The organism is Rhodococcus sp. MH15 (genome assembly GCF_019266045.1).
Classification (GTDB): domain Bacteria; phylum Actinomycetota; class Actinomycetes; order Mycobacteriales; family Mycobacteriaceae; genus Rhodococcus_F; species Rhodococcus_F qingshengii.
In genome coordinates this window covers 841,320-857,359 of record NZ_LPNP01000080.1, presented here as the reverse complement: position 1 = coordinate 857,359, position 16,040 = coordinate 841,320, and the positions used below count along the sequence as shown (strand labels likewise).

The window sequence follows — 16,040 nt, the reverse complement described above, 5'->3', positions numbered from 1 at the left end:
TCACCCCGATCACCCCAGCTCGGCACGGTGGCTCCGTTGCCGAGCTGGGTTTCTGCACCCACGAAGTCGATGTATGTGAAGGCAGGTAACATACACCGAGCGCGGCTGACTCGGCCGTCCGCCGATTCGACTCCGAGGGGAACCAGTGCTCGATATCAGTGGTTTGATCGCGACATGGCGTCCGACGCTGGACACCGCAGCACGCAATGCATGGGGACTCTCGTTCGGCGACGGTGTCGAGAAGACCGAACGCACCCCGTCCGTACTGATCAGCGAAGGTCCACACCGCGATCTGTATCGCTTCGGCGCATTGTGGAGGCCAAGAGGTAATCCGGTTCTCCTCGTACCGCCCCTCGCGGTTTCAGCCGACTGTTACGACCTTCGTGCGGGCCAAAGCCTCGCCGCGCACCTACTGGATGGGGCGAACACGCCCTACCTCCTCGACTACGGGACCATGCGGTACTCCGACCGCGGGATGGGTTTCGAGGCCTGGGTCGACGACATCATCCCGGAAGCGATCCGTACGATCTCGGACCTACATGACGGCGCACCGGTTTCGCTGATCGGGTGGAGCCTCGGCGGGACCATGTCTCTGCTCACGGGCTCCGCTCACTCCGACCTGCCGATCGCATCGATCACGGCAATCGGAACGCCAATCGATTACACGAAGATTCCCGCTATCAGCCCCTTGAGGCTGATCGGCAAATATACGGGCGACACCCCACTCACGTCCGCGACCAATCTTGTCGGCGGACTACCTGCTCCACTCGTTCAGGCGAGTTACAAGGTGACGGCGTTGCAGCGCGAAGTTCTCAAGCCATGGTTCATCATGCGCAACCTCCACAACACCGAGACACTGGCTCGCATGGAATCGATAGACAAGTTCATGGCAGCCATGCCTGGATACCCCGGCAAGGCTTTTCAGCAGATCTGCGAACAACTCATGCTGGGCAACAATCTCTTCAACGACACCGTCACGCTTGCCGGACGCGAGATCAAACTGTCAGCTCTGAGCGTTCCCGTTCTCGCGGTCGGCGGCACCACTGACGTGATTGCACCCATCGCTTCGGTGGAAGCGATCACGTCGGTCCTCACCGGAGCGCCGTCGGTCCGGTTCGAGAAGGCGCCGGGAAGTCACCTCGGGCTCGTTGCCGGCCCCACCGCGAGAGACTCCACCTGGGCGCACATCGACGAATTCTTGAAAGAGAATGCACCGCAGTTGGTTTCGACTAGCTAAATCACGGCGTTGTGATGCCCGCGGCTACAGCTGCCTTGTGCCAATCCGGGAATTCACTCAGCAAACGGGTGTACAACTGGGCGTCGTCGACGGTGTCGATGTCGTCCAGCGCGAAGAATCCGGCATTGTCGACCACCCTGCCGTCGAGGTCGTCGAGCTTCTCCAGCACTCCGTAGTTGGCCTTGCCGATTCCGACGAACTGCCAAAAGGCCGGGAGCCCAGACGCTTCGCGCATCAATTTCGTGATTTCCTTGCGCTCGCTGAAGCCACCGTCGGTGAAGAACAGGACGAGCGTCGGCGCGGAACCACGTGTCAGGCCGGAAAGAATCTCAGTCATGATCGGCACTTCACGATTTGCGGCGCCGATCTTGTCGTAGTTGAATCCGCCGTGCGAGCCGCGCAAGTGCAGGTAGGTATCCGACCACTCTTCCGCGTCATGGACAGAGATCTCGGGGAGTTTGACGAAGCTGACTGCATACAAGTACGGCTCCAGCTTGCCGTCGTCATCGAGTTGGATCGCAACGGGAATCATGCGTTCGACAACACGATGCACCACTCTGGTGCGGTACTGCTTGGCCATACTTCCGGTTTTGTCGATCACCAGGACCACCCGTGCCCGAATTCCGTTGCCACCCTTGGTCAGCAGGACCTTGGCCACTTCGCGCTTTCGGAGGTCCAGCTTCTCCCGCTTCACCATGGAGAGTTTGGCTTCGTCGGGCACGGTCCGGATACCGCCTGTCGATTCAGCAGAGCCGGCGGGTCGAGCCGGCGGTTCCTCGTCGACCGAAACGCCGAATGCTGTTACCAGGTCCGCCAATCCGCTGTCCCAGCCAGCTGACACGTTTCGCAGCTTCCAGCCCGTGCCGCGGCGATAGATCTCGACGAGAACCGCTGCTCTCTCACTCGTCAACCCCAAAGCCTGAGCCGCGATGGCGGTGGAACCAACCTGCTCCACCACGACCCCAAGGCCCCCGACAGCAGACAGGGTTCCGTTTGCCGCCGCATCAAGTGCCACGGCAACACTCAGCTGATGGATGTCAGCGGGCAACCTCGCAATGTCGATTTCGATGACGCCGCCGGACTCCAAGCGCACCGCGCCTTCGGGTGAGACCGGCTGATTGAAGAAGACAAAATCTGCGTCGTCCCGTACTTCGTTCCGTTCGTCGAGCTGGAACACCATCAGGTCTACCGTGCCCGGGGCGCTACCGTTCACCGCCACCTTCAGCGAAGTTCCCTCAACGACTGTGTTCGCTCCACGCGCCAGCTCCATACCGGAAGATTAGCTGGCCACCAAAGAATCAACGGCCCCGCGGTCGGAAGAATCACAGCACACTTTCAGCAATCGCGAGGATTCTCGAGGCAGACTGTTCGTGGAAGATTTGTCGCACGCGGGACCAAGAGCCTGAACATCGACAGAATCCTAGGGTCGATCAGGAGGTCAAAATGCCGCACGGCCAGACGCGCACCATCCCGATGTTGCCACTCTTGCCACCTTTGACGAATTTCGACGACGCAAGTCGCTCGGTCGTGTCCTACCTCGACGAATATCTTCCGCTGGCACTGTGGTCGATCACGCGGTTCGACGGGTCCAATCAAATCTTTCTCACCGTCTCACCCAACCCACTCCACATCGAAGTCGGCGAGACCCGGGCTTGGCCAAACACCATATGCAGCGAGGTGGTACTCGGAAATGCGCCGCCAGTCTCTTCGAATCGGGCGCTCGTGCGCGCACTGTCCCGTGATGGCAGGTGGGAAGGCATTGGCGCATACGTCAGCATCCCAATCCTCCACAACGACGGCAGTCTCTTCGGCACTCTGTGTGGCGCCGACCCGAGTGCGGGCGACTCCGCACTCGAGGACAACCTAGCCCTCCTCAATCTCCTGTGCCGACTTCTCGGAACCATTCTCGATGTCGACTATCAGCGCGCGCAGTCAGTCCGACTGGCCGAAACTGCGCAACTCGATGCCGAGACCGACCCGTTGACAGGTCTTCTCAATCGGCGCGGGTGGAATCGCATCCTCGAGGCCGAGCAAACTCGGTACCGCCAATTCGCCGATCCGGGAGCTATCATCATCGTCGATCTGGACGGCATGAAGACCATCAACGACGAACTCGGCCACGCCGCGGGCGACGAATACGTTCAAAGGGCCGGCAAGATCTTGGCAGCGTGCGCGCACCCTGGTGCGGTGGTTTCACGGTTGGGCGGAGACGAGTTCGGAATCGCTCTGCCCGATACACAGCCGCGCGCCGTCGACTACCTGCTCGAGTGTTTGGAGAAGGCGTTCCGGAATGCCGACGTCTGTTGTTCGATCGGTCGAGCCGACTTTTCCATGACCCAAAGCCTTTCCGAGACTTGGGATACGGCCGATGCGGAGATGTACCGCCACAAGCGTTCGAAGCGCTGATTCGACTCCTCCACGGCCGGTTGGCACCGCATCGGAGGATCCCTTCGATGCGGTGCTCGGTCCGTGTTCTGTTGTCGCCAAAGAGGTTTGACCTCTCAGGTTTTGAAGGTGGTGTTCGCCGGCCTGGGTTGCTGTCCGGGGTCGATCGAGGGCGGCGGGATGAACCAGGGTTTGTTGTCGACTCCGATTCGGATTTCCCATTTCCCGACGAACCCTGATTTTCGGTGCATCAGCCGGTGGTGTGAACGGCACAGCAGGACCAGGTTGTTCATCACCGTCGGGCCACCGTTGGCCCAGTGCCGGATATGGTGCGCATCAGTCCAGGCGGGCACGCATGTGCAGCCCGGGAAGGCGCAGCCTTTGTCTCGGGCGATGAGGGCGACGCGTTGTTCGGCGGTGACCAACCTCTTTCCTGGTTGCGCATCCAAGGGCGTGCCGTGATCGTCGAGCAGAACGGTGGAGAGGAAGCAGTCGCACCCAAGGAGTCTGGTCTGCGAGACCGAGAGCGGCCCCAGCCACGGCATGTGCCCGACATCAAGATCAGACACAGCCACTCCACCACCATCAGTTGGTGTGGCGGCGCAGTCCCGATGCTCAGCCAAATCACGGGCGTTGATGTGCACGTTCACGTGCGGACGCTGACCACCATCCGTACCGGTCTTCGCGCAGTCCAGGTAACGGCGGATCAGTTCGGTGAACCCGTCCGCCGTGCGTTTCGCCGCCGACCGGGCATCGGGAGTCCCGTCCGGTGCCGGGGTCGGCATCGTCAGATTCGACAACGCCGACAACAACATTTCACCGGTGAGAGCATCGAAATCCCCACGCACCACCACCCGACCATTCAATGTCGACGCGATCCGCAACTCATTGAGATCGACATCCTCGGCGGGCGGAATCTCATCCGACTCGAACAACCGCTCCAAGGTCGCGATCACGTTCCGCACCTTCGAGGTCGTGGCCTCGACACCGGATGCCGCAGCCAACAACAAATCGATGCACTTCGGTAGCGCCTCCTCCGGCATGCCTTTCGGTGGTGATTCGCAGAACGCCACGATCAACACGGCATGCTCGAACGAGCAGTCCCCGTCATCGAACCGAGCTGCCACAGCCGGAAACGGCCGCAAAGCTGCACCTAGGGCGGCGATCTTCTTCCCGTCCCGGACCTGCAGCATCGTGTTGGCCGCCAACCAGGACCCCACCCCGCGGCTCGCAATCACCTGATCATCCGGGCGCAACGACAACTCGTCCACCACCGCCACCCGCACAGCCTCGAGACGAAGAATCTCCGCACTCGCCTCGATAGCAGCAGCACGCAACTCAGAAGCCGTCAACTGCCACAGGCGTCCGCGCAACCCCACCGCAGAACCAGACACCACGTCCGACAACAAGACACTCATTGAATCCCCCGATCCCCTCCCCAAATCATACTCGAACATGCGTTCGAGTCAATACCTCGCTACCAGCGCAAATAAGAGCAGGGAATAGTTCGACCGTCACACGCGTATTATTTGAGTAAGCAATACTTGCGGTCGCAAATAAATGGAGGGCGTCACCGATGACAACTGATGAACACGCACGTGGTCGTGTGTGGCGCGACCTCGTCGTCTCCCACAGCGTCATCCTCGGCAAGATGGAGGCGGACCTTCGAACCACCACCGGACTCACCCTTGGCCAGTACGACGTTCTGCTCCGACTGCACGAAGCTCCGGGAAACACGATCCGAATGGGCGATCTGGCCGAACTGGTCCTGGTCACCACCAGTGGCGTGACGCGCGTCGTCGATCGATTGGTCGAGGCGGGATTAGTGGAGCGCGTTAGACCGGACAACGATCGACGCGTCGTGACGGTATCGATGACGCCTGCAGGCAAGAAGACGCTTCGAAAAGCGTCCGCCATACACACGCGAGGGATCGCCGAATACTTCTCCGATCTCATTGAAACCGAGGAGCTTCCGGTACTCGAACGCTTCTTCTCCCGACTTGCCACACATCACACGAATCAAGGCGGCGCATGCGATGCGCACGTAGAACAACTTTCCATCACCCCCACGAACAGATAGCGAGAAACAACATGGCTTTCGAATTGGGCGTCTACCATTTCGGTGAACTCACCCCAGATCCCACTACCGGCGCGATGATGAATCCCGGTGTCCACCTTCGCCATTTGGTGGAGCAGGCAACCGTTGCCGATCAGGTTGGACTCGATGTCTTCGGCGTCGGCGAGCACCATCGCACCGACTTCGCAGTCTCAGCCCCTGCAGTTGTGCTCGCGGCAATGGCTCAGGCTACCGACAATATCAAGCTGTCCAGCGCCGTAACTGTACTCAGTTCCGACGATCCCGTCCGTGTGTTCCAACAGTTCGCGACAGTTGACTTGCTTTCCGAAGGCCGTGCCGAGATCATTGCCGGCCGAGGTTCGTACACGGAGTCATTTCCGCTTTTCGGGTACGACCTGTCCCAGTACAACGAACTCTTCGCCGAAAAGCTCGATCTACTACTGAAACTGCGCGACGAGAACCCGATCAACTGGGAAGGACAACTTCGCCCACCACTGATCGACGGTGACGTGACGCCCCGCCCGGACCGTCAGATTCCGGTGTGGATCGCAGTCGGAGGTACTCCGGCCTCTGTCGTCCGTGCCGCGAAACTGGGCCTGCCCCTCTCACTGGCCATCATCGGTGGAAGTTACCAACAGTTCGAACCGTTCGTCGATCTATACCGCAGGGCTGCAGCGGAGTTCGGACACGATCCGAAGAAACTGGCTGTCTCGATTGCTTCGCCAGGATTTGTCGATACCTCGAAGCAAACAGCACTCGACACGTCGTACCCGTACTTCCAGGCCGGGTGGATGCAGAATCATCATCAGCGCGGAAACGGAGTTCCCATGCCCCGCAGGGCATATGAAGCGCAGGCAACCACCGCGGGTGCGTTCTTCCTCGGCGGTCCGCAGGAAATCATCGACAAGACGATGGCGCAGTACGAACTGTTCCATCATGACCGCATCATGATCCAGATGGGGTTCGGCAACGTGCCACAGAAGGACATGCTGCGTGCGATCGAGATCCTCGGCACCGAAGTAGCCCCCGTTGTGCGTAAGGAAATCGAATCACTGAAGTCGTCCCAAGAATAAAAGTTTCGATGAGCACACCGCTCAAAATTGTTGCCGTTGTCGGCAATCTCCAAAAACCCTCCAAGACTCGTGCCCTCGTCGACCTGATCGTCGAAACCTTGGGAGACTTCGAGCAGATCGACACACGAGTTTTCGAGATCGTGGATCTGATTCCAGGTCTTGCACCTGCTCTGGATCGCGATCACGTCGACTCAGTGACCGCCGAAGCGCTGGCAGCAGTCGAGTCTGCCGATATCGTCATCGCGGCGTCACCGGTGTTCCGCGGTTCGTACACGGGAATGTTCAAGCATTTTTTCGATCTCGTCGACCAGTACGCGCTTGCCAACACTCCGGTGATTCTTGCCGCTACAGGTGGTAGCGACCGCCATGCTCTCGTGTTGGAGCATGCCCTGCGGCCACTGTTCGCTTTCTTCCAAGCGCTGACCGCTCCGGTCGGGATCTATCTCAGCTCAGGTGATTTCGACGGAACGACCATCCTCAATCCCGAGGTATTCGAACGTATCGAGATGGCAGCAAAGGACGTCCTGCCGGTAGCGAGGATGCTCGCGGAGCGGCATCGAGTTGCGCTGACGTGAACGCCCCTCGTCTGCACAACAATGACCCGGAACCACCACCAGCGGTCACGACTGGCAATGCGGCTGATCCAGCACACTTACGCCGCTGATCCACATCGCATCACCGAACACCGTTTTTCAGTGATTCTTCAGCTCCATCGCAGTAGCGTCGAAAGGGCCACCTCATGTCAGGAGCCCCCCATGACCACCCCGGATCAACCCACTGTCCAGCAATCCGTTCCTCAGCACCCGATTCGACCACCCGTCAATGCGGGCTGGGCAGTGGTCTCGCTGCTGTTCTTCTGGCCGCTTTCCTTCTCCGCTTTCACGCACGCCTTCAACGTGTATCCGCTGTGGGCTGACGGCGATGTGGCCGGGTCGCGGTATGCGTCCGATCGAGTGAAACGGCTCGGTCAGATCTCGCTGTGGATCGCAGGCGGCCTACTACTCCTGGTCTGCATCCTGTACGCGATTGCGGCAATCGTGTGGTTCGCCAACGGTGGCCACGATTACGGTCCGCGGCGTATGCGCTGAACAGCCACCCTGGACAACCACACCACCAGGACATCACCTCATCAATCGATCGACGAACTCCATGGTCTGGTCCATCGAAGCGACCGTCGTTTGACCGTGGCTGATTCCGGCGAGTTCTTGATACTCGAACTGCGTTCCCCGCGAACGCATGTCGACCAGTTGCGCCCAGGTAAGGGCGACAGGAACCGTTGTGTCCGACACGCTCTGCACCACGCGCAGTGGACGGTCGTAGCCGTCGACCGGCACCTGCATCATCTCGCGGAACAGGTCGTACATGCGCGGCGTCCATACCGACCGAGAAAACAACGAGCTCAACTGGATTCGTTCGGCTCGAATGTGTCGGCCGAGATCTCCGGCGCACAGTGTCCGAGCCTTTTCCATCCACTCGATCCCCTGCGGCGAGAGAACCTCGCGAATGTTCTCTTCGGGTCGTTGATCGTCGATCCCAGCCAGGACGTACAGCGCATATCCCACCAGCCCGGTGATACCGATGTCGGGAAACAGCGGGCCGCCCAACGGAAACAGCCCTTCCATGTGTGTGGGGCCTGCGACGACAACCGAGCCACGGAAATCCAATTCCGGTGCACGAGTGGTGGCATCGTGTCCCGCGAAGTACGCCGCATGACCACCTTCGGACAAACCCGCGACCATCCACCGCGGACTCAGCACATTGCCGTACAACTCGTGCGCGGCCCGCACGATGTCGACGGCATTCGCCCCGGCGGCATGTCCGTCGAGATAGGCCAGCACCCCGTCGGTACCAACTCCCGAGTAGTCGGTAGCGACCACCGCGTACCCCTGCTCCAACCAGCGTTCGATCGGTTCGATCTCGCCCGGACCGAATCCGGTCGACGAGGGTGCACACTGATCCGCACTGCCCAAAGTTCCGTGGGCATAGGAGATGACGGGCCAACCGCCCGCCGGTGGGGCGCCTTCCGGCAGAAATACGGACCCTGACGACTCTCCCCATCTGTCAGCGGTACGCAGAGTTCGATAGACGACCCGCTGCGTCTCACCGGCGCCGACCGGAAACACTGCGGCCGAGAGTTCGCCATAGGACTCCAGCGCGCCCGCGACTTCCGGTTCGTCCGCCGTCGCCACTGCAACACCTGACCCCCACCCGAGACCCGACAACAGAATGCTCGCCACCACGGCCGCAACAGAGGTTCTACCCGAACGACTCACCACGCCAACCCCTCCCGACCTATGCAGAGCATGATGTCGATATGCAGATCATCATCACCGGTCACAGCCTGCCCGGACGTGAGTGTTCCGAAACCGCAACCTTCGAAGAGCGCAGCAACATCCACGTCGGCGTTCAGCGCCGAGGCAAGCCACACGAAATCCTCGACCTCGTACCGGGAGATACCGAGACAGTGCGATGGGAACTGACAGCGAGTCTGGAGCGAAAGTCCGGTGCCTGGGACTTACTCGGTCCATACATCCAGGGTCCACCTCGCGGACGCTTCATCTACCTGTCCTGGGTGACGGTATCCGATGACCAGACGTTCGAGATGTTTCGGCGCGCAAAGCTGATGCTCGACGCGATCCCCGAGCACATCGCCGAGGAGGCCGACGCTTCCGGCATGCTCCACGGAGACCTCGGCCTCACCGACGCCGCAGGTAAACCACTGTGTGCGGCTATCCGACCGCCGACGATCACATGGTCATCCTCGCCTTACTGAGCATCGTTCAGTAGTGTGGAGATCGAACACTTAGTCTGCCCGGTGGCCCCACACGATCGATACGGAGTCCGAACTGATGAGCACCGAACACCTCGATGTCCTGATCGTCGGCGCCGGCTTGTCCGGCATCGGTGCTGCGTATCGACTCCAGACCGAGCTTCCCGGCAAGTCGTACGCAATCCTCGAGGCCCGTGCGAACAGTGGCGGAACCTGGGACCTCTTCAAATACCCTGGCATCCGATCGGATTCCGACATGTTCACGCTCGGCTACCCGTTTCGGCCGTGGACAGATGCCAAAGCAATCGCCGACGGTGATTCGATCCTCCGGTACGTGCGCGACACCGCGCGAGAGAACGGGATCGACAAGAAGATTCGGTACAACCGGAAGGTGACGGCCGCATCATGGTCGTCAGCGGACTCGACGTGGACAGTCACGGTCACGACCGGCGACGAAGACGAAACATTGACCTGTAACTTCCTCTATCTCTGCAGCGGTTACTACAGCTACGAGGGCGGATACACCCCCGACTTCCCCGGACGTGAATCGTTTGCCGGCGAGGTTGTGCACCCGCAGTTCTGGCCCGAAGAACTCGATTACTCCGACAAGAAGGTCGTTGTGATCGGAAGCGGCGCCACCGCAGTCACATTGGTCCCCACGATGTCACGGGACGCAAGCCACGTCACGATGCTCCAGCGATCACCGACATACATTCTGGCTCTGCCGTCCAGCGACAAATTATCGGACACCATTCGCGCAGTACTGCCGAATCAACTCGCGCACAGCATCGCTCGATGGAAGAGCATCGTAGTGAACCTGAGTTTCTACCAACTGTGCCGGCGCAGTCCTGCGCGCGCAAAGCGGTTGCTGAACCTCGCGATCAGTCGCCAACTCCCGGAAGAGATCCCACTCGATCCTCACTTCACACCCACCTACGATCCCTGGGATCAACGCTTGTGCGTCGTACCGGACGGCGATTTGTTCAAAGCCCTCCGATCCGGCAAGGCCTCGATCGAGACCGATCACATCGACACTTTCACCGAGACCGGAATTCGTCTCGCGTCAGGTCGCGAACTCGAAGCTGACATCATCGTCACTGCAACAGGATTGAAGATGGAAGCGTGCGGCGGGATGTCGATCGAAGTGGACGGCGAACCCGTCACCCTCGGTGATCGTTACGTCTACAAGGGCATGATGATCAGCGACGTACCGAACTTCGCGATGTGCGTCGGCTACACCAACGCCTCGTGGACTCTGCGAGCAGATCTCACGTCGATGTACGTCTGCCGACTGCTGACGGAGATGGACAAGCGCGGCTATTCGAAGTGCGTGCCGCACGCGAGCGAAGAGATGGACCAGCGGCCGATCCTGGACCTGGCGTCGGGGTACGTCATGCGTGCTGTGGAACAGTTCCCGAAGCAGGGATCGAAGTCACCGTGGAACATGCGTCAGAACTACATCCTTGATCGTCTTCACTCGACGTTCGGGAGCATCAACGACCACATGACGTTCTCGAAGGCGCCAGCTCGACATTCGACACCGGTACCGAGCAAGAGTTGAGCGGACCACGAACAACCAGGTAGAGCAATCGGGCGAAGCCACCAATCGATCCGACGACAAAGAACACACCCGAACCTGCGACTACTGCACAGAGCGCACCGAGAACGATGATCGCCGACGCTTCTACCATTCGACCGGCGGACTCCGATCCGAGAACGTGTATTTCATCAACTCCTTCGTCCATAAAACTATTTTCAGCCAACCGTCCAGCCGGTTTGTAGGGACTTTAGTCGCGAGTCGGATCAAAATGGACTCATAATTGCAGGTCAAGCGTTCAGTTGGCCATTCCGGCCGGATGATCTCCAGTCCGTTCCGTTGTGATGGTCGGCAACAGAGTGCTGGTCGAATACATGGACGATTCACGAATCGAAACGGTCGTATCAAATCTCCGTGCCTCTCCACCCACTCTTACGCAGGGTGTGGCCCAGCAGCGTGACCACCAGTGAAAACATCGGCAGGGCAATGATCACCCTCGCGGCAAACACCCCCGATCTTCCCGGCCGCGTCCTTCGCAGCGACAAGATCAACGAACTCGCGCAGGCCTGACAGCTTGACCTCGAAAGACGAAACCGCGGGCGACGAGTTCCAACGCCACGGCCACCGAGCAGGTTTGTGCCAACAACAACCCTGCCAATACAAGAATTTGCACAGCACCGGCCTGAACGGCCGATCCCGTCGCGAGCAACACACCGACAAAGGCTCCGGGCAATGTCACGAGGCCGACGGTGCGCGTCTGGTCGACTCCAGGCAGCAGAGCATCGGAGGCAGCGGTGCGGGCTACCTCCCACCGCGCATCGCGTTGGGAAAATCCAAGGCTCAGTGCTGCTTCCACTTCCCCGTACCGGTCGTCGACGGCGTCGAGTCCGCGTTTGGCTGCCATCGATGTTGCAGTCATCGCGCCACCCAGAACAATGCCGCCGATCGGCACCAGAGCGACGCCTTGCAGCGGAACCACTCCGGACAGCAGCATCAGTGGCAGAACCACACCGATTCCCGACGCCAACGCGATGGTCAGCCAAACTCCGGACGTCCCCGCGTTCGAGCGTCGTGCCGCGGTGAAAGACGCTGCAACGAACATGCCGACGAGCACGAGGAGCGCCGACCAGATGTGGGCCAAGGCGGCGGCAAGGATCAACGAAATCGCAGCCAGCTGAAGAGCGCCACGAGCGAGGGCACCGGGGACCACCCGAACGCTACCGAGATAGGTGAATCGGTAGACGAGCGTGGCGACAAGTGCCATGACGATGCAGAGCACAGCCAGACGGATGCCGGAGTCGGCTATCGAAAGGCTCATGGGTCTCAGTGTTCCCTACGAGCCGAGTCCGATCCGAATTCGAGAACCGCTCAGAACACCCAACCGCGAAGGGCGACGAATCGCAGGCCACCGACAATTCCGCTCACGGCGATCACAAGCCCGGCTTGAAGAAGCCCGTCGGCGCCTGGGAGAAGGAAGCCGAGCGCACTGATGGCGGCAGAACTGGCGATCAACCCGACCAGTGCGAGTCCACCGCCTTCCCACTGCGCGGTGAACCAGTTGACGCGATCCGCGGCGTGGAAGGTGAGCCGGCGATGCAGCTCATTGGCCAGAATGGTGCTCAAGACCGCACCAACTGCGTTGGCGACCAGCGCTCCGTCACCGCGCAGCGCCAGAAAAGCGGCAAAGTACAAGATGTTGCTGGCTCCGCCGACGAGGGCAAAACGAACGAGCTGAGCAAAGGCGCCGTCGCCGGCAAGGGCGCGAAGCCTCGTTGCCGCGAAACCTGCACTCCGCGTACCCACCATCGAGATCGGATTGCTCCCGACCCAGATGTCAGACGTGCTCATATCGGCTTCTCTCATACGGACAATCGGAACCACACGTTCCGCTTAGTAATATAGCACTAACGGAATCGATCATTCCGCTTAGTGCCGTAGACTGTGAGGATGCCGACAACACACCCCGACGCTTCTCATGCGGGGACCTCGGCCGACTGCTCACAGCCGCGCCTTCGGTCCGACGCCAAGGCCAACCTCGAGCGCATCCTCAACTCCGCTCGCGAGGTGTTCGCTGCCCAAGGACTCGACGCCACGCTGGCGGACGTCGCGAAGCACGCCGGCGTCGGCGTCGGCACCGTCTATCGCCGGTTCGCCAGCAAGGACGAACTGATCCAGGCACTGTTCGACACGCGGTGTTCCGAGATCGAAACGATCGCCGCCACCGCCCGAGAGATGCCCGACGCCTGGGAAGGTCTTGTCTACTTTCTCGACGTGATCTCTCTGCGCATGGCAGACAACCGCGGATTCGGCGATCTCCTGATGGACGGACGCTTCACGTCCGACACCTTCGCTCGCGCGCGCGCCGGGATCGCTCGACACACTGCGGTACTTGTCAATCGAGCCAAGGAACAGGGCACCCTGCGCAGCGACTTCGAAGTCAACGACATTCCGCTTCTCATGCAGGTCGTCAAGATGGCCCAGAAGTTCGGTGGCGACGAGGCCCCTCAGGCTTACCGCCGCGCACTCGGGTTCATGATCGACGGACTCTGCGCGTCGCGCACCGACCATCGGGAACTGCCCGTGCCGGCGCTGTCCTCCGAGCAACTCGATCACGTCCTTCATCGGTTTCAGGCAACGCCCGGGAAGAACTGCTGAGTCGATTTCGGGGTCGACGCCATTGCGGCGTCGACCCCGAAATTTGCTGTCAGTGGGCGATTACCGGTTCACCTTCCGGCGAATCCGGAAGCAGTCCACTCCGAAGAACCAGTCCGGTCAAGACCGCACCGACCGCGAATATGCCTGCGGCCCAATAGAACGTCGTGGTGTAACTCTCGACGGCGGCCTGCGCCTGAGTCAGCGGATTCATCTCGCGGCCCACCAGGTAGTTGGTAGAAGCCGAGGCGGCAATCGTGCTGAGCAGTGCAGTTCCGATCGAGCCGCCCACCTGCTGCATCGTGTTGACCGTGGCAGATGCGACGCCGGCATCTTCGTGATGCACGCCTGAAGTTGCTCCCTGCATCGACGGGGCGAAAATGCTGCCCATGCCGAGTCCGGTGACGACGAGCCCCGGCAGAATGTGGACTGCATAGGTGCTGTCCACGGAAATCTGGGCCAGCAGCGTCATTCCGATCGCCGCGATGACCATTCCGCTCACGATCAGCACTCGCGGACCGACGCGCGGCAGCAAAACCGCTGTCGAAAGCGTTGCCGCTGTCACGATTCCGAACACCATCGGCATGAATGCGAGGCCGGTCATGATCGGGCTGTACCCGAGGATCAGCTGCATGTAGTACGTCAGGAACAGGAAGACTGCGAACATGCCTGCGCCGGAAAGGAAGATCGCCAGGTACGAGCCCGCCCGGATTCGGTCGAGGACCACCCGCAGCGGAAGAAGTGGGTGCTCGGACTTGGTCTGCCAGTAGATGAACGCCGCCATGAACACGACGCCGGCAACGAGCCACGAGATAGTGGGAGTTGCACTCCACCCGTCCGACTCGGCCTTCGAGAATCCGAAGACGATGCTGAACAAGCTGATCGACACCAGGATCGTTCCGGGGATGTCGAGTTTGGGTCGCGAGTCACTGGTGTGCGGCGCGAGCAACAGGACTGCACCGACCAGGGCGATCGCCGCGAAGAAGAGATTCACGAAGAGGCACCAGCGCCAGTCGACCCACTCGGTGAGTGCGCCGCCGAGCAGCAGTCCGATGGCGCCACCACCGCCGGCAACGGCACCGAAGATACCGAACGCCTTGGCACGCTCACCTGGATCCGTGAATGTCACGGACAGCAGCGACAGGGCTGCCGGGGCAAGGAGCGCACCGAATACGCCTTGGCCGGCACGAGCGGCAACAAGCATTTCGAAGTTGACGGCTGCGCCACCGATGGCGGAAGCGACTGCGAAGCCGATCAGGCCGACGATGAAAGTTCGCCTGCGCCCGAACAAGTCGCTCAATCGACCGCCGAGTAGCAGCAAACTGCCGAACGCCAATGCGTATGCCGTGATGATCCACTGGCGGTCCGAATCACCGAACTCCAGTGAGCGCTGCGCAGCAGGCAGCGCGATGTTGACGATGGTGGCATCCAAGACCACCATCAGCTGCGCAATTCCCAGAACCGCGAGAACCAGCCACCGCTTTGCGTGGTTGTCCCCTGAAGGCGCTGAGGACTGCTCGAATTCAGTCCGTTCAGCAATGTCTGACATAGTCCCTCGCCCAACCTATGCGGAGATGGCTTCTCCGGTTAGCAAAAACGCTACACGAAAACGGAGAGGCTGTCTCCACTTGGCGGGTAGAGTGGGGACATGAGTACCGCAATGGAGCGCCCCCTTCGCGCCGATGCTGCACGTAATCGGCAGTTGATCATCGACGCCGCACGTGAATTGTTCGCCGAAGAAGGGATCGACGTCACACTCGACGACGTCGCCCGGCGCGCGGGGGTCGGCGTCGGAACGGTCTATCGGCGGTTCGCCAGCAAAGAAGAATTGATCGACGGAGTCTTCCAGCAGAACTTCGCCGACATGGCAGCGGCCGCGGACGCGTCACTTGCCAATCCGGATCCGTGGGACGGACTTGTCACCTTTGCCGAATTCGCCTGCAGCCGTATGTCGGTCAACCGCGGACTCAAAGACGTCCTGAACGGAACCGACGAGGGATGCGAGCAAGTCGCATGCCAACGATCCATCATCGAACCGTCGGTCGAGAGGATCTTCTACCGGGCCCAGGAGGCCGGGATGCTGCGCACCGACGCCGTACCGACGGACCTGTTCGGCCTCATCTTCATGGTGGGCGCAGTCACCGAATTTGCTCAGCCCGTCAACCCGACCGTGTGGCGTCGATACCTCTCGGTAATGCTCGACGGCCTACGCACGGAGGGCTTGCACCGTGACGCACTGCCCCTTCCTCCACTGAGTTCGGAGGAATTGCACGAGGCCAAGCAATGCCTGAAAGACCGCCGCCGTTGAG

At 60.6% G+C, this 16,040-nt stretch carries 16 protein-coding genes; 10 read left to right on the top strand and 6 right to left on the bottom strand.

What is annotated here, in order from left to right:
* Positions 1-145: 145 nt before the first annotated feature.
* Positions 146-1,237, top strand: coding sequence for an alpha/beta fold hydrolase (locus ATN37_RS26970; protein ID WP_058226197.1), 1,092 nt, complete (start codon positions 146-148; stop codon positions 1,235-1,237).
* Position 1,238: 1 nt separating this feature from the next.
* Here ATN37_RS26970 and ATN37_RS26965 read toward each other — a convergent pair whose 3' ends face one another.
* Positions 1,239-2,507, bottom strand: a complete 1,269-nt coding sequence (locus ATN37_RS26965) for a VWA domain-containing protein (RefSeq protein ID WP_218695839.1) — start codon at positions 2,505-2,507, stop codon at positions 1,239-1,241.
* 173 nt (positions 2,508-2,680) lie between these two features.
* Here ATN37_RS26965 and ATN37_RS26960 point away from each other — a divergent pair, with 173 nt between their 5' ends.
* Complete coding sequence (locus ATN37_RS26960) at positions 2,681-3,643, top strand: sensor domain-containing diguanylate cyclase (protein ID WP_081558375.1); 963 nt, start codon at positions 2,681-2,683, stop codon at positions 3,641-3,643.
* 95 nt (positions 3,644-3,738) lie between these two features.
* On the opposite strand, the gene ATN37_RS26955 is transcribed toward ATN37_RS26960, so the two are convergent.
* Complete coding sequence (locus ATN37_RS26955) at positions 3,739-5,040, bottom strand: HNH endonuclease signature motif containing protein (protein ID WP_218695837.1); 1,302 nt, start codon at positions 5,038-5,040, stop codon at positions 3,739-3,741.
* A 158-nt stretch (positions 5,041-5,198) separates the two neighbouring features.
* On the opposite strand from ATN37_RS26955, the gene ATN37_RS26950 reads away from it, so the two are divergent.
* The 4 genes from ATN37_RS26950 to ATN37_RS26935 all read left to right on the top strand — a co-directional run bounded on the left by ATN37_RS26950 (position 5,199) and on the right by ATN37_RS26935 (position 7,860).
* Positions 5,199-5,702: a MarR family winged helix-turn-helix transcriptional regulator gene (locus tag ATN37_RS26950; RefSeq protein WP_218695836.1), complete on the top strand. Its 504-nt coding sequence runs from the start codon at positions 5,199-5,201 to the stop codon at positions 5,700-5,702.
* An 11-nt stretch (positions 5,703-5,713) separates the two neighbouring features.
* Positions 5,714-6,772: an LLM class flavin-dependent oxidoreductase gene (locus ATN37_RS26945; protein WP_047271106.1), complete on the top strand. Its 1,059-nt coding sequence runs from the start codon at positions 5,714-5,716 to the stop codon at positions 6,770-6,772.
* Positions 6,773-6,780: 8 nt separating this feature from the next.
* Positions 6,781-7,347, top strand: a complete 567-nt coding sequence (gene msuE, locus ATN37_RS26940; protein WP_218695835.1) for an FMN reductase — start codon at positions 6,781-6,783, stop codon at positions 7,345-7,347.
* A gap of 180 nt (positions 7,348-7,527) precedes the next feature.
* Positions 7,528-7,860 (top strand): CD225/dispanin family protein, encoded by a 333-nt coding sequence (locus ATN37_RS26935; RefSeq protein WP_007731480.1) that lies wholly within the window; start codon positions 7,528-7,530, stop codon positions 7,858-7,860.
* Positions 7,861-7,893: 33 nt separating this feature from the next.
* Here the strand turns inward: ATN37_RS26935 and ATN37_RS26930 are convergent, their stop codons facing one another.
* Positions 7,894-9,048, bottom strand: a complete 1,155-nt coding sequence (locus tag ATN37_RS26930; RefSeq protein WP_042922323.1) for a lipase family protein — start codon at positions 9,046-9,048, stop codon at positions 7,894-7,896.
* A 38-nt stretch (positions 9,049-9,086) separates the two neighbouring features.
* Here ATN37_RS26930 and ATN37_RS26925 point away from each other — a divergent pair, with 38 nt between their 5' ends.
* Positions 9,087-9,545: a DUF5990 family protein gene (locus ATN37_RS26925; RefSeq protein ID WP_042452701.1), complete on the top strand. Its 459-nt coding sequence runs from the start codon at positions 9,087-9,089 to the stop codon at positions 9,543-9,545.
* Positions 9,546-9,621: 76 nt separating this feature from the next.
* Positions 9,622-11,103: an NAD(P)/FAD-dependent oxidoreductase gene (locus ATN37_RS26920; RefSeq protein WP_083056767.1), complete on the top strand. Its 1,482-nt coding sequence runs from the start codon at positions 9,622-9,624 to the stop codon at positions 11,101-11,103.
* A gap of 523 nt (positions 11,104-11,626) precedes the next feature.
* On the opposite strand, the gene ATN37_RS26910 is transcribed toward ATN37_RS26920, so the two are convergent.
* Both ATN37_RS26910 and ATN37_RS26905 read right to left on the bottom strand, forming a co-directional pair.
* On the bottom strand, positions 11,627-12,397 hold the full coding sequence (locus ATN37_RS26910; RefSeq protein ID WP_042452705.1) for an ABC transporter permease: 771 nt from the start codon (positions 12,395-12,397) through the stop codon (positions 11,627-11,629).
* Positions 12,398-12,447: 50 nt separating this feature from the next.
* Complete coding sequence (locus ATN37_RS26905; protein ID WP_020908979.1) at positions 12,448-12,885, bottom strand: GtrA family protein; 438 nt, start codon at positions 12,883-12,885, stop codon at positions 12,448-12,450.
* A gap of 141 nt (positions 12,886-13,026) precedes the next feature.
* On the opposite strand from ATN37_RS26905, the gene ATN37_RS26900 reads away from it, so the two are divergent.
* Positions 13,027-13,734 (top strand): TetR/AcrR family transcriptional regulator, encoded by a 708-nt coding sequence (locus ATN37_RS26900; protein WP_007731468.1) that lies wholly within the window; start codon positions 13,027-13,029, stop codon positions 13,732-13,734.
* Between the two features lie 49 nt (positions 13,735-13,783).
* Here the strand turns inward: ATN37_RS26900 and ATN37_RS26895 are convergent, their stop codons facing one another.
* Positions 13,784-15,280: an MFS transporter gene (locus tag ATN37_RS26895; protein ID WP_003940566.1), complete on the bottom strand. Its 1,497-nt coding sequence runs from the start codon at positions 15,278-15,280 to the stop codon at positions 13,784-13,786.
* Between the two features lie 99 nt (positions 15,281-15,379).
* Between ATN37_RS26895 and ATN37_RS26890 the strand changes: the two genes are divergently transcribed.
* The gene (locus tag ATN37_RS26890; protein WP_080712681.1) at positions 15,380-16,039 is read left to right on the top strand and encodes a TetR/AcrR family transcriptional regulator; all 660 of its coding nucleotides are present in this window, start codon (positions 15,380-15,382) and stop codon (positions 16,037-16,039) included.
* Position 16,040: the final 1 nt, after the last annotated feature.